13 protein-coding genes, 1 pseudogene and 1 riboswitch are annotated in these 14,142 nt (G+C 46.4%); of the genes and pseudogenes, 6 read left to right on the forward strand and 8 right to left on the reverse strand.

The genetic code is table 11. The features are described 5' to 3' along the window. Nucleotides 1-51: 51 nt before the first annotated feature. From ABNN70_RS12240 to ABNN70_RS12250, 3 genes and pseudogenes are all read left to right on the forward strand, one after another. The gene (locus tag ABNN70_RS12240; RefSeq protein WP_353949386.1) at nucleotides 52-1,362 is read left to right on the forward strand and encodes an IS1380 family transposase; all 1,311 of its coding nucleotides are present in this window, start codon (nucleotides 52-54) and stop codon (nucleotides 1,360-1,362) included. Between the two features lie 201 nt (nucleotides 1,363-1,563). Then, nucleotides 1,564-2,040, forward strand: a pseudogene (locus ABNN70_RS12245) (DUF1385 domain-containing protein); the annotation flags it as partial. 16 nt (nucleotides 2,041-2,056) lie between these two features. After that, nucleotides 2,057-2,467, forward strand: coding sequence for an SA1362 family protein (locus tag ABNN70_RS12250; RefSeq protein WP_353947938.1), 411 nt, complete (start codon nucleotides 2,057-2,059; stop codon nucleotides 2,465-2,467). Between the two features lie 455 nt (nucleotides 2,468-2,922). Here the strand turns inward: ABNN70_RS12250 and ABNN70_RS12255 are convergent, their stop codons facing one another. Both ABNN70_RS12255 and mntR read right to left on the reverse strand, forming a co-directional pair. After that, a complete protein-coding gene (locus tag ABNN70_RS12255; protein WP_129930318.1) occupies nucleotides 2,923-3,810 on the reverse strand; it encodes a patatin-like phospholipase family protein in 888 nt (295 codons plus the stop codon). A 260-nt stretch (nucleotides 3,811-4,070) separates the two neighbouring features. After that, a complete protein-coding gene (gene mntR, locus ABNN70_RS12260; RefSeq protein ID WP_129930317.1) occupies nucleotides 4,071-4,499 on the reverse strand; it encodes a transcriptional regulator MntR in 429 nt (142 codons plus the stop codon). Between the two features lie 202 nt (nucleotides 4,500-4,701). Between mntR and ABNN70_RS12265 the strand changes: the two genes are divergently transcribed. Further along, nucleotides 4,702-5,079, forward strand: coding sequence for a rhodanese-like domain-containing protein (locus tag ABNN70_RS12265; protein ID WP_129930316.1), 378 nt, complete (start codon nucleotides 4,702-4,704; stop codon nucleotides 5,077-5,079). 82 nt (nucleotides 5,080-5,161) lie between these two features. Here ABNN70_RS12265 and gcvPB read toward each other — a convergent pair whose 3' ends face one another. From gcvPB to gcvT, 3 genes are read right to left on the reverse strand one after another with little or no spacing between them, the layout of a single operon-like run. Next, nucleotides 5,162-6,631, reverse strand: coding sequence for an aminomethyl-transferring glycine dehydrogenase subunit GcvPB (gene gcvPB, locus ABNN70_RS12270; RefSeq protein WP_353947939.1), 1,470 nt, complete (start codon nucleotides 6,629-6,631; stop codon nucleotides 5,162-5,164). Next, nucleotides 6,624-7,979, reverse strand: coding sequence for an aminomethyl-transferring glycine dehydrogenase subunit GcvPA (gene gcvPA, locus ABNN70_RS12275; protein ID WP_353947940.1), 1,356 nt, complete (start codon nucleotides 7,977-7,979; stop codon nucleotides 6,624-6,626). The genes gcvPB and gcvPA overlap by 8 nt, the downstream gene beginning before the upstream one ends. 12 nt (nucleotides 7,980-7,991) lie before the next feature. Beyond that, nucleotides 7,992-9,086, reverse strand: coding sequence for a glycine cleavage system aminomethyltransferase GcvT (gcvT, locus tag ABNN70_RS12280; protein WP_240697358.1), 1,095 nt, complete (start codon nucleotides 9,084-9,086; stop codon nucleotides 7,992-7,994). 212 nt (nucleotides 9,087-9,298) lie between these two features. Further along, nucleotides 9,299-9,387, reverse strand: a riboswitch (glycine riboswitch). 133 nt (nucleotides 9,388-9,520) lie between these two features. On the opposite strand from gcvT, the gene ABNN70_RS12285 reads away from it, so the two are divergent. Beyond that, a complete protein-coding gene (locus tag ABNN70_RS12285) occupies nucleotides 9,521-11,191 on the forward strand; it encodes an SNF2-related protein (RefSeq protein ID WP_129930313.1) in 1,671 nt (556 codons plus the stop codon). Continuing rightward, nucleotides 11,172-11,969 carry a YqhG family protein gene (locus ABNN70_RS12290; protein ID WP_129930312.1) on the forward strand — a complete coding sequence of 266 codons (798 nt, stop codon included), beginning with the start codon at nucleotides 11,172-11,174 and terminating at the stop codon, nucleotides 11,967-11,969. The genes ABNN70_RS12285 and ABNN70_RS12290 overlap by 20 nt, the downstream gene beginning before the upstream one ends. On the opposite strand, the gene ABNN70_RS12295 is transcribed toward ABNN70_RS12290, so the two are convergent. Genes ABNN70_RS12295 through comGA form a run of 3 tightly spaced genes read right to left on the reverse strand, consistent with a single transcriptional unit; the run spans nucleotide 11,964 to nucleotide 14,060 of the window. After that, nucleotides 11,964-12,725, reverse strand: coding sequence for a type II secretion system F family protein (locus ABNN70_RS12295; RefSeq protein WP_353947941.1), 762 nt, complete (start codon nucleotides 12,723-12,725; stop codon nucleotides 11,964-11,966). The genes ABNN70_RS12290 and ABNN70_RS12295 overlap by 6 nt on opposite strands. Continuing rightward, entirely contained in the window at nucleotides 12,722-12,994 is a 273-nt protein-coding gene (locus ABNN70_RS12300) for a hypothetical protein (RefSeq protein ID WP_353947942.1), read from the reverse strand. The genes ABNN70_RS12295 and ABNN70_RS12300 overlap by 4 nt, the downstream gene beginning before the upstream one ends. Continuing rightward, nucleotides 12,933-14,060 (reverse strand): competence type IV pilus ATPase ComGA, encoded by a 1,128-nt coding sequence (gene comGA, locus ABNN70_RS12305; protein ID WP_353947943.1) that lies wholly within the window; start codon nucleotides 14,058-14,060, stop codon nucleotides 12,933-12,935. Before comGA ends, ABNN70_RS12300 begins: the two co-directional genes overlap by 62 nt. Nucleotides 14,061-14,142 lie beyond the last annotated feature (82 nt).

Here is a 14,142-nt window from a genome sequence, read left to right on the forward strand (position 1 = left end):
TCCAAATCTGGTAAAATTAAGTCACCACAACACCAGAGAGGATCCTTTATGATGACTACTTTATCGCAAATCACGTTAGATTTCAATCGAAAAATCAAACTATCAAACGATGGTGGTGAACTTTCTTCAGATAGCGGTCAACTGCTTTTTAAGGAGTTTGACGAGAAAATCGGTTTCTCAAAGACGTTTGAACGCCATTTGATACTGAATGATTCGCGCAAGAGTCCGTTCTATTCCAACGCAAAACTCTTTCGCCAGAAGATCTATCAGCTGCTGGCCGGTTACTCCGAGGATGACTCAGCCGATGCATTGATTCATGATCCCGTGTTTACCCAGGTTGTTGAAACATCCAAACTGGCGTCACAACCGACGTTATCCCGCTTTTATTATCGTTTCGACCAGAATACTCTTGATCAGCTCGCAGTGGCCAATCAGAAATTACTGGACAAAGTTCATCGATATCGCAAGAGCCGGGCACTGATTATTGACCTGGATTCCACTCACGTCGATACGTACGGCAAGCAGGAATCCTCAGACTATAATGCACATTACGGTACCATCGGCTTCCATCCATTGGTGGCGTTCGACGGGGCGACGGGAGATTTTTTGAAGGCGAAACTGCGTCCCGGAAATCGCTATACTTCTCATGGGGTCGCGGACTTTGTTCGGCCGATTCTGGAACACTACAACGAGCACTTTCCGGAAACCACGCCGTTCCTTCGTGGCGACAGCGGTTTTGCCACGCCTGAGCTCTACGAGCTGTGCGAAGAAGAATCCGTCTACTACGCGATTCGCCTGAAGTCGAATGCCATACTCCAGCGGATGGCTGAGGAGCTTCATCCCAACGATGCGTCGACCGGGGAGACCCAGTGTTACTATGAAGAAATGGCGTACCAGGCGAAGTCTTGGGACAAGCCCAGAAAAGTAATCGTTCAATCGGTTCGCCCGGCTAGCGAACTCTTCTTCACGCATACCTTTATCGTGACCAATCTGGTTGAATGCTTCTCCCCGAAACAAGTCGTTCTGACTTATCAGAAACGAGGGACCATGGAAAACTACATCAAGGAAGCCAAATCCGGATTCAGTCTGGATCAACTGTCCAGTCACAAATTTGAAATTAACGAAGGCCGATTGATGCTCAGCCTGATCGCCTACAATTTAACGAACTGGATGCGTACACTGACGTTTCCAGAGGGGCAGAAGAACATGCAAATTGAAACCATTCGAACCCGGATCGTGAAAGTGGCCAGTAAGTTGGTGAGGTCGGGGCGCTCCCTTTATTTCAAGCTGTCCTCCAGCTTTGTCTATCAGGACTTCCTCTGGAAAGTACTCGGACGGATTCAAAAACTTCAAATCGAATAGTGAAAGGGCACTCAGTTTGGTAGCATCAAAACGTTTTCATCAGGCCAACGGGGAAAGTCCATCTCAAAACGGTCCATTGTTGAGCGAAAGTTCAGAAATTAATCTTTCGAGTACGTTTTACGCGAAAAAGTAGACAAAATTAGGCAACCTCGTCCCGATAAACAAAAATCTCAAGAAACGATGAATGGTGAATAAATCAGGATTTATTTTATTTCTATGACGCCCCTGATTAAACGGCTGTTTCAATACCATGGGGCGGAACATAAAGTAATTAATACGTTTGAAAGCGGCGATCCGCTGACGGTGGAAAACGTCATGAAGCATTCAAGGTTTCATTATCGCTGCGGTTCAAGTTTTATTCTGTTTACAGCTATTATCAGTATTTTTCTGTATCTCTTTTTCCCTGCCGATCCGCTGTGGCTCAGGCTTGTGTCCCGCATTCTGCTGATTCCTTTCGATCTTGGTCTGGCTTATGAAATCCTGAGATTTACCAATCGGGTGCGTCATATTCCCGTCCTGCGCTGGCTTGGCTATCCCGGACTCAGTGTCCAGCTGCTTACTACCAAAGAGCCGGATGCCGGACAGATTGAAATCGGCATTCGGGCATTTGAAAGGATGCGGGCATGCGAAACGGCCATTGAGAAAGAAAAAGGGTATGTCACGAATCAGGTTCTTTAAATCATTCAGGAGGTGAATGTCCGTGAAGACGTTCCTTTATTCCTTATTCTTTTCGCTGATCGTTGCCCTCGGACTTTTCGGTCTACTCTCCTCTGTCCTTGATAATCCGACCGCTTTGCTGGTCCAAATGGTGATCGTTGCGATCATTGTGACCGTTGGTCTGTACCTGTTCCGTCGTCTTGCCGGCAGTGCCGGAAAAACAGCAGATCAGGCTTATAAAAAAGCGGCCCGGCAATCCGTTAAGCGTCATAAACTCGCGACAGCCGGAAAAAAGAGTCGCAATCTGCAGCATCCATCAAGGCTGAAAGTCATTTCGACAGGATCACGCACATTCAGAGATTTTTCCAGGACATCGTTGCGAGAGGACAGACATTTGACCGTCATTGATGGGAAAAAGGCTAAAAAAAAGAAACGGGTCCTCTTCTGAGATGATCAGGAAGAAAAACTTGCCGGCTGACATAATCTTTGACGACTCCACAGGCTGAGTTTTTCTGCTTATACTTACTCAGGGATGAAAAAAGACAGTCATCTGACTGTCTTTTTTCTTATATCTTTGAACGGGCAGTTACCCCCCTCAGGGTCATGAGGGAAAACGAACAGGCCCGGGTAACGGACCGCAGCAGCCCGATAAGGTCAACGAACAATCAGTCGGGGTAGCCACCCACTGATTGAGGTTTCACTTTATTGATGGCTTCATAAAACTTGTCTGTTATTTTTCGCTCCAGGTGCTCACTTGACGCGGGCGATCCGTGAGCCCCTTGCCCGGTAACTTCACCTTACTGCACTGCGCAGTCTCACCTCGCTCGCTGATCACTCAGGAGTCTCGTACCTTCCGCTCAGCCCATAAAGGATATAAGCAACAGGCAACGTTAACATACCTTATTAATAGCACCATTTTTTCAAAAAACGTTTGGCTTCCTCTCTGCCTATCTGATACAGGCGTTCTCTCTCCTCCCTGGAAATTTGAAGATCTTTCGTCTTGACTTCCGTAATGGGTATAGTGATGATATTTGAACCCTGAAGTTTCTCAATGGTCTGTTCATCCCGTGCTTCGCGCATTGTTGTGAACATCCCGCGAAATAAATCAGCCGCATTTCTTATTTTTACGACGCTTTCATTATTCGGTATTTTATTTGTAACCTGCAACCCGAGAAACGGGCGAAGTGGAAGATTATTTTCCCTGTCAAAAAGCCACAACGGAAAATTACTTAACACGCCACCGTCGACCATTAAAGATTTCTGTCCACTGCCATAGGACAAAGGGACAGGCTTAAAGAAGAAGGGAAGGCCCGCACTCATGCGTACAGCCCGGGCTACTGAAAACTGGCCGGGATCGATACCATATTCTGCCAGGTCATCAGGAAAAACAACGATTTTCTTCTTTGAAACATCCGCAACAATGACTCTGAGGGCTTCATCCGAAAGATCTGAAAAGTGGATGACGCCCTTTTCCTTAAGAACATGCAACAGCCACTTTTCCAGATCATCACCATTAAAGAGCCCCAGGCTGAAGTACATGCGGAGCCATTTATAAAGTGGGAAGCGGATCAGACCAGGCGGATCAAGCAGTTGCCGGGTATTCATTTCCACCATTAACCGTTTCATTTCTTCCGACGTATAGCCTGCAGCGACCAGAGCCGCCACAATGGCACCTGCGCTGGTTCCTGCCGTTCGTTTAAAACGGTATCCGGATCTTTCCAGTACTTCAAGTGCTCCCGCGAATGCAAAGCCCCTGACTCCTCCCCCTGAAAAAACAATATCAATCCACACAGGTCCTTCCCCCCTTACTTCATTAAATGAGGGAAAATAAAAAAAAGACCGGAAGAATCTTCTCCCGGTTTATCGTCCCGCATTAACGGGAAGTAAAGTCCCCACCTCAGGGTCATGAGGATAAACGAACAGGCCCGGTTGGGGGATAACGGCCCGCAGCAGCCCTGGGTACAACGAACAATCAGTGGGAGATGAAGACCCCCACTGATTGAAGTTTCACTTAATGTCAATCATTAATCCTTTTGTTCATCTTTTTCTGACTATTCTTCTTCTTCGCTTCGTTCTTTGATTTCCAGAAGCTGTTCTACCCGTTTGGGATCTTCCTCGAAATACTGGACAACATCGCCTATTCTGTCAATGGAGTCCCAGCTGAGGTGATGCTCGATCCCTTCAACATCTTTATAAACATTTTCATCATGAACACCGATCAATTTCAGAAAATCTTCCAGGAGTTCATGACGATAGACAAGGCGCTTTCCCATCTTTTTCCCTTTTGGGGTTAAAATAAATCCTCTATATTTTTCATAGATCAGATATTGATCCTTATCCAGTTTCTGAACCATTTTCGTTACTGACGATGAATGTACATTCAGCGCTTCCGCTATGTCGGAAACGCGGGCATACCCTTTATCCTGAATCAGCCAGTAAATCCGTTCAATGTAGTCTTCCATACTTGGTGTAGGCGACATAACGTCTCCTCCTAATCAACGATCACTTAATCACTCATTCTATGTTACAATACTACAATGGAAAAAACAAGGATTAAAGCGCTTTCACTATGGCGGATTATCCATCTGCCGGCTATTGTCACCTGACTTTATCTGCCCCTTCTTTAAAAAAAGGTTCTGAATCGGTATAATATGTTGTGATAAGTCTTGGGGGGAAACAGGTATGGGCTGGATAATTCTGATTGTTATGATCGCTGCTTATTTTGGGTATGTATTTATCTCCCGGTATTTGCAGCGCAGATATCTCACAACTTTAAGTGAAGCCGATTTTCGTGCCGGCTACAGAAAAGCACAACTGATCGATGTGCGTGAACCGGATGAATTTAAAAAGGGACATATACTGGGCGCCAGAAATCTGCCGCTCACGCAGCTTAAGATCAGAAAAGCTGAGATTCGTCATGACATGCCGATTTATCTTTATGATGCAAACGGTGTAAGAAGTGCAAGAGCTGCCGCTGTACTGAAAAAGCTGGGATACAAGAATCTTTTTCAGCTGCAGGGTGGTTTTAAGAAATGGGATGGAAAAATCAAAAAATCATGATATTATTTCATCCATTTCACTGAAAAAAGGGTGCACGATTCTGATCAGAATCGTGCACCCTTTTTAATATTTCACATTGTCTTTAGACAGTCTCAGGCTGATAGCGCAGAACCGGGTGGCGTGCTGCCCGGGTTTCATCGAGTCGGGCAACAACCGTTTGATGCGGTGCCTCCTGCACACATTCTGGATCTTTCTCAGCTTCTTCACTGATTTTAATCATGTGGTCAGCAAAGGCATCCAGTGTTTCTTTAGATTCTGTTTCAGTCGGTTCAAACATCATAGCTTCATCAACAATCAGAGGAAAATAGATCGTTGGTGGATAATACCCGAAATCAAGCAGACGCTTTGCCATATCAAGTGTCCGAACGCCAAGCTTCTTTTGCCGGCTTCCGGAGAGTACAAATTCATGTTTGCAAAATTGTTTATAAGGCGTTTCAAAATATGGAGAAAGCCGCTTCATTAAGTAATTGGCGTTCAAAACAGCGTCCTTTGACACCTGGCGCAGACCTTCCGCACCCATCGTACGGATGTAGGCATAAGCCCGGACAAGAATGCCGAAATTACCATAATAAGCCTTGACCCGACCAATGGAGAGAGGACGGTCATAATCAAGCCCATAGCTTCCATCTGATTTTCTGATAATCAGTGGTTTGGGCAAAAACGGCACCAGCTCCTTTTTCACGCCGACAGGACCCGACCCCGGTCCGCCTCCGCCGTGCGGTCCGGTGAAGGTTTTATGCAGATTGAGGTGAACAACGTCATAGCCCATATCCCCCGGACGGGTGATTCCCATGATTGCATTCATATTGGCACCGTCGTAATACACTTTTCCTCCCGCTGCATGAACAATGCTGGCAATATCACGGATATGTGTTTCAAACAGGCCAAGGGTATTGGGATTCGTCAACATCAACGCGGCAGTTTGATCATCTGCCAGCCTTCTCAGATCATCCAGATCCACAAGGCCCTTTTCATTTGTCCTGACGGTGACAGGTTCAAACCCGGCGACAGATGCTGAGGCCGGATTTGTTCCATGCGCGGTGTCGGGAATAATAACTTTTGTTCGTTTAAAATCGTGATTGGCTTCGTGAAAGGCACGGATAATCATCAGTCCTGTCCACTCACCATGGGCCCCGGCAGCAGGTTGCAAAGTGATTGCATCCATACCGGTTATTTCTTCAAGATTCATCTGTAACCGATACAGTAGTTCCAGCGCACCCTGAACGGAACTCTCATCCTCGTAGGGATGGATTTTTGAAAACCCCTCAAGTCTGGCCACGACTTCATTTACTTTCGGATTATATTTCATTGTACAGGAACCCAGCGGGTAAAAACCATTATCCACACCGAAATTTCTTCTGGCCAGTGCCGTGTAATGCCGAACCAGCTGGAGTTCGGATACTTCCGGGAATTCCGGTTCTTTTGTACGCATGTAATCCTGATCAATCAGATGATCCAGCGGCTCTTCAGGCACATCCAGTTCAGCGAGGCTGTAAGCGGTGCGACCCGCTTTCGACTCTTCAAAAATAAGTGTCTGATTTTCTTCAGTCATGAATAATTCCCCCCAGAACATCAGCAAAATCATCAATCTCCTGCTTCGTCCGCATTTCTGTAACAGCAACAAGCATCCGGTTTTTCAGCTCTTCTGAATCACGGCCCAGATCATAGCCGCCGATGAACCCTTTTTTCAGCAGCAGAGGGTTCAGATCAGCTACCGGTTTCCCGCAATGAATCACAAATTCATTGAAGAAGGCCCCTTCTGTCATCACCTGAACTCCCGCCTGTTTCAATCTTTTAGCAGCATAATGCGCTTTTTGTACATTTTGTTCAGCCATTTTCCGGATCCCATGCTTACCCAGTGCGACCATGGCTACTGAAGAGGCAAGCGCGTTGAGTGCCTGGTTGGAACAAATATTTGATGTTGCCTTATCCCGGCGGATATGCTGCTCCCTTGCCTGAAGGGTGAGAACATAGCCGCGCTTTCCATTTTCATCTACCGTTTCCCCGACAAGTCTTCCGGGGATCTTACGAATGAGTTTTTTTGTTACGGCAAAATACCCGCAATGGGGTCCGCCGAAGGATGTGGGAATACCCAGGGGCTGGCAGTCTCCGACCACGATATCTGCATGGAATTCGCCCGGAGGTTTCAGAACGCCCAGTGCAAGGGGATTACTGGAAACAATAAAATGCGTCTTCTTTGCGTCATGGACGATGGCCTCTATTTGTTTTAACGGTTCAATTTGTCCCAAAAAATTGGGATACTGAACGATAACGCATGCTGTCTGATCATCAACAGCCTGTCTCAGCCGCTCAGGATCTGTCACACCATTCCGGACCGGGATGGTTTCGACCTTCAGGTGACGGCCATGGGCATATGTGCTGAGTACCTGACGATATTCCGGATGCACGGCTTCAGAAACCAGAATCTTATTCTTTCTCGTTGTACCGGATGCCAGGAGAGCAGCTTCGGCAAGAGCTGTAGACCCGTCATACATCGAAGAGTTGGCCACTTCCATGGCAGTAAGTTCACAGATCAGAGACTGGAATTCGAAAATGGCCTGTAATTCGCCCTGGGACACTTCAGCCTGATAAGGCGTATAAGCGGTATAGAACTCCCCTTTTGAAATGACACTGTCAACAACTGAGGGAACGTAGTGGTCATAGACCCCGGCACCCAGAAAAGATGGAAGATCTTCTGTCGAAATGTTTTCTTTGGCAAGTTTAGTCATCAGACGGATCAGTTCAGGTTCCGATAAAGCTTTTTCAACATTCAGTTTTCCTTTGAAACGAATACCTTCGGGAACGTCAGAAAACAATGTTTCATCACTTGTTACCCCTATGGTCCGAAGCATGGCTTTTCTATCTTCTTCGGTCATCGGAAGATAGCGATATGACGTCATGATGTGACCTCCTCAATTATTTTTTTTATTATAGAAGGGCGTATGAACAATTACCGCTTTTTTCCTTTTCCCACGGATATCGACTTCGAGAGTGGTCCCGGGCCGGGTATACATGATGTCAATCAGCGCAAGCCCGAGATTCTTTCCCAGAGTCGGTGACTGTGTTCCGGTCGTGATTTGACCAATTTTCCGGTTATCCGAATAGACCTCATAGTGTGTTCTCGGAATCGCCCGGTCTACCATTTCGATACCGACAATTTTTCGCTTAAGTCCGTTCTCTCTTTGTTCAGACAAAGCCTTCTGACCAAGAAAGGGAACATTTTTTTTCGCTTTAACAGCGAAACCGATCCCGGCTTCAAGTGGAGAAACATCAGGGCTGAGTTCCTGCCCGTAAAGCGGCAGACAGGATTCAAACCGCAATGTATCTCTCGCACCGAGTCCGCACGGGATTAATCCTTCATCCTTTCCTGCATCCAGTAATCTGTCCCACAGGGCCCGGGCCTTCTCCCACGGGCAATAGAGTTCAAAACCATCTTCACCCGTATATCCTGTACGGGAAACAAGTGCCTGAATCCCTTCAAGACTGACATGCTCCCGGAATGTAAAACGACTGATCTGCGCAAGAGGAATATCCGCAATCTTCTGAAGAATGTGTTCTGCGGCGGGACCCTGAAGGGCAAGGAGTGCGATATTTGCCGACTGGTTGGTCAATACCGCCTCTTCGGTTAAGTGACTGTCCAGCCAGTCAAAATCTTTATCAATATTTGCTGCATTTACAACGAGCATGAAGGCATCACCAGCCAGACGGTAGACCATCAGATCATCGACCGTTCCTCCATTCTCATAGCACATTGCCGTATATTGCGCATCGCCAGGTTGCGTCTTTGCTACGTTATTCGTAATCATTTTCTGAAGAAACGCTTCAGCTTCGGGTCCCTGTAAATGAAATTCACCCATATGCGATACGTCAAACAGTCCGGCCCTGGTTCTGACAGCCTGATGTTCCAGCTTAATTCCCGACAGACTGACCGGTAATAAATATCCGCCAAACTCAATCAATTTAGCATCTGAACTTTTATAATATTCATAAATCGGTGTCGTTTTCAAGGCTGATACCCGTCTCCCTTCATTTTTGCCAGTGTATAAAGAAAACCTGATGCCCGCTAAGCCCCGGTTGCACATAGTGCAGAAAAAAGGACAGAGAAAACACATTACGTGTTCCCCTGTCCTGAAACCTGAAAGTTTATCGTATGAACAACAATCGTCACACACGGTATCCCCTTTGGTGGCTTTCCTGTCTGTAGCACTCTCCAGAGGTGCGTCCGTCATGAGTCTTTTTGCCTGAGAGATTCACTGACTGTTTGCTCCTTCGGCGTCGCCCGGCTGCGCGCTCTCCCCATGCCGTCATCCGCAAAACATTCAATTGTTGTCGTTTAATCCTGTCTGAATCGGTCATACTAACAATACATATCCTACCATTTACAGGTGAATAAAATCAATGCTTTTCATTCACAAAATTTTAACAAAAAAGGTGACATAATATGGAACCGATTATTGAATTTGATCGTTCGTGGCAGGATGAATTGATAAAAAAAATTGAAGCCGGGGGGCCATGGGCCAATCCGGTGATGTTTGATCTTGCTTTCCAGGCGGAACAGGCCAGGATCGTCCCCTCTTTTCACGGGCTTATTGCTCCTTCTCAGTTACCGGATCTGAAGCTCCATCCGCACCAGGTTGAGACCGCACAGCATGTGATTGAAAAAATGCACGGTAAAGCGATTCTGGCAGATGAAGTCGGACTCGGAAAGACTATTGAAGCCGGTCTGATCATTAAAGAATATATGATCCGCGGGCTTGCCAGAAAAGTCCTGATACTCGTTCCTGCCTCCCTCGTTTCACAATGGGTTTCCGAATTGAACCGCAAATTTGCGATCCCGGCTGTACCTCAGCGCAAATCTTACATGTGGGACAAATGCGATGTCATTGTCTCCTCAATAGATACAGCGAAACGGGACCCCCATCGAAGTCTGGTGCTGAAGCAGGACTATGACTTTGTCATTATCGATGAAGCCCATAAACTTAAAAATCACAAAACCAAAAACTATCAGTTCGTTCAGTTGCTAAAAAAGCGTTTTTGTCTGCTGCTCACAGCTACGCCGATACAGAACCGATTAAGTGAAATCTTTTATCTTGTTTCACTTCTCAAGCCTGGTTATCTGGGCAGTGCCGATGTTTTTTCACGAGTCTTCAAGTCAGATCGCGGATCCCTGCAGAATGAAAAAAAGCTGAATAAACTGGTCAGTCAGGTGATGGTACGCAATCGAAGAGAAGATACGGGACTGCGGTGGCCCAAACGAATCGTCTGTTCACTCGACATCACATTTTCAAGGGAAGAGGCAGCCTTTTATCAATCTCTGACGGATTTAAGGCATGCCGGCATCATCCAGGGCTTTTCACTCGTCACCCTGCAAAGGGAAGCCTGCAGCAGTCGTGAAGCAGCATTCAAGACACTTAACAAAATATACCATGCCTCCGATCACCTCCACCACGAACATCTCTGGCATTCCATTTTCAGAAGACTGAATGCGATCACCCGGAACGCCAAGGCGGAAAAGGCACTCGAGCTTATCCGTGAGATTAATGATAAGGTGATCATATTTACAGAATACAGGGCCACACAGTTATATTTGCAATGGTTTTTTAAACAACACGGGATCACTTCCGTTCCATTCAGCGGAGGCTTTCGGCGTGGTAAGAAAGACTGGATGCGCGAACTGTTTAAAAGCAGAATACAGGTATTAATAGCGACAGAGGCCGGCGGCGAAGGAATCAATCTGCAGTTTGCGAGCCACCTGATCAATTATGATCTGCCATGGAATCCTATGAGGATTGAGCAGCGAATCGGACGTATTCATCGTCTCGGTCAGGAAAAAGATGTTCACATTTACAATTTTGCAGTGCACGGCACCGTAGAGAGCCATATTCTGAATCTTTTATATAATAAAATTCATCTGTTTGAACAGGTCGTTGGACGATTGGATGCTATTCTTACCCGGATAGATCTGAAGGACATTGATAAACAGGTTCAGACGATCTTTGAAGAATCTGATTCAGATGGCGAAATCCGCATAAAACTTGATAATTTAAGCAGTGTGATCAATTCTGAAAGCCAACCACTCTCGGAGGTGCGAAATGCAGCCGGCAGCCATTAATCAGTACCTTAATCGCTTTTTTACCGTTTCAGGATGCCGCCTGCTTCCTGAAACCAATGGTCATGTTCTCTCGGTAAAATTAACGGAAGAAATGGATAAAATTCTGATGAACCGGCCATTTTACTGGCACTATATCAAACAGACAGGAGGAACAGGCGAAACCGTAACACTTCGATTGCGGACCAATCCCCATTCCGATCAGGATGGAGAGTTCATTTACTTCGGTGCACCGCGCCTCCATCAGATTTTTGATGCCGCCAGACAGCTTGGGTCCTTCATTCGCTTATATCAGAGTCCACGGAACACCTCTTCTGCTGCACTGGAACCCTGGCTGTGCATGAACATGCGCATCAGTTATCAGTGTGACCTGAAAAAAGAGCGACTCTGTTCCGCCGGACTGCAACTGATCAACGGTACGTTAATCGATGGTTTTCGTGATGCCATCCGTGAACTACCTCTGTCCCCCAAAATACCTGATTACAGTTATACACTCAGTCCTCTGATCAAAATCAAAAGCGGCATGCTGCGAATCGAATCCTTTATCCGATCAACACTGGCCGATGAATCAAAAGACTGGGCAGAAGAAGCCGGAAGAAAATGGGCAGTCGATCAGCGTCTTCTGGACGCTTTTTACGAATCTGAAGAGGATAAACCCGAGCCTTATTTTCAGGAAAAAGAAGCACTTCGCCAGCAGTATCAGCCAAAAATTCAAATCCAGCTGATTAATGCGGGGCTGTTTTATCTGCAGTCTTCATCTTTTCTCCCTGGGAAATCATAATCCGTTAATGATCTCAAAGACAGGAATCAGAACTGATGCAAACAGGCCCAGGATAAATCCACCGATAAGCAGGAGAAGAACCGGCTGGATACAGGACATCAGGGTTTGTATTTTCTGGTCTGATCTCTTCATAACGGTCATACCGTATCGCTGAAGGGCATGATCAAGAAAACCGTTTCGTTCACCGTGTCTTACCACGGAAGAAAAATCAGAAAGATAATACCCTGCCGTTTCTAACGCTTTATCCAGTTCGATACCTTCTTCGAGCAATCTGCCCATCCGTTTTGCTTCATGTTCAAGAAACGACGTGGTCCCTTTTTCAGTCATACTGGCAACAGAATCCCGAATAGATAAACCGGCGCTTAATAAATGGCCCAGTTGAAAACACATTTGCTGCGTCAGATAAGACCTGACAAAATAACCGATGAAGGGAAAAGGAATCAGGCAATTTATCTTTTTTCCAATCGGTAAACGTTTAAACGTCAGATAAGCGCACAGCAGGATGAGGGCGCTCAGCAAACCTGCAGCAAAAATGGTCTCGGACCGACCGGATAACAGGATCAGTATTTTCATAATCTGCGGAAGTTCAATGGAAAAGGACTGATAGAGCCTCAGAAAACTGGGGAGAACGAATCGGCTGATAATCAGCAGAATCATACTCAGACACCAGATCAGGATAATCGGGTAACGCATCAGCCTGCCCATTTTCTCCTTATATTCCTCACGTCTGAGTACCAGGGTCCCACTCTCAATCAAACCACGGGACAATCTGCCACTTCGCTGAGAAAAGTAGACCGTCGTCGCAATTTCCCGGGAAAACCGGCAAAAAGCAGGACATCATGGAACGGTACACCTTTTTCCAGCTGAAGAATCATCTGATCTGTCTTTTTTCTCATTATCCCGGTCCATTCAATTTGCAGAAGGTTCAGGGCTTTTCTCAGGGAATATCCATCCCTGAGACATTCACCAAGCTGAATCAGCATCTTTGCCTGTTCTTTCTTTTTCCAGCGTCCGGCTCTCCACATTTGCTATTCCACCCCCCTTCCACTCTCTTTTCTCTATCAGTCCGTTTGTGACGCCTTCCTCCAGATAATCATCGAACGTTTTATACGCGGGCCGGCTGCTTCTTGATCTGCTGGACAGATATTCATGTAATGCCATTCCAGTCAGTATCTCAAAAATTCCCGTTCGACTCGGATGATGGCGGTTGCTGCAGTCTGTCCTGCAGACCGGCCCGCACTCCGGGCACTGAATATTTACCAGTCGCTGAGCAATCACGCCAACCAGCGTCTCCTTAAGGTCGTACTGGGGTACGCCAAGTTCTGTCATTCTTCTGATCGTGCCGGAAGCATTAAAGGCATGCACCGTAGAAAGGACAAGATGACCCGTCAGACTGGCCCGGACGGCCATTTTCGCTGTATTTTCATCTCTTATTTCACCGATCATGATGATATCGGGGTCGTGCCGCAGAATGGCTTTGAATCCCTCCGCATAGGAAAAATGTGCTTTTTCGTTCACTTCCATCTGCACAAAACTGTGATTTCTTATTTCAATCGGGTCTTCAATAGTGATGATCCGCGCATGATAACGTTTCTGTAATTCCATAAGCATCGTATATAATGTGGTCGTCTTTCCAGAACCTGTAGGCCCTGAAATCAGAATCATACCGCTATTAAAGTTAAGAAGGGAAGCAAGTCCTTCAGTTGCCTCCTGAAACACGGATAAGTCACGAACTGCCAATTCTTTCTGCTGCGGTAATAATCGAATGACCAGGCTTTCCTGTTCTGGTGTGGGGAGCGTTGACAGACGGAGTGAGACAACCTCGCTGTTAATGATGAGTCTCATTGACCCACTTTGCGGCAGCCTGCGTTCTCCTATATCCATGCCGGACAGGTACTTAAAATGATTAATGATTCGTTCAGCATCTGCTGCAGGCAAAAGGGTCATTTGATAAAGGTAACCGTGGATACGCAGTTCAACAAGCGTATCTTCCACACGTGGGATAAAATGAATATCTGAGGCCTCTGCCTGACAGGCGTGCTCCAGTAATTCTCTGCTCTTTTCAACAGTTTCAGCAGATATTTCGGTCAAGATGGCACCCGCTCTCATATCTGATTACGGGAATCGGGGGGATGGATTGGTCAATACGGGGAAATCTTACCTAAAGTTATTC

The sequence above is a fragment of the Sporolactobacillus sp. Y61 genome, assembly GCF_040529185.1.
Classification (GTDB): Bacteria; Bacillota; Bacilli; order Bacillales; family Sporolactobacillaceae; genus Sporolactobacillus.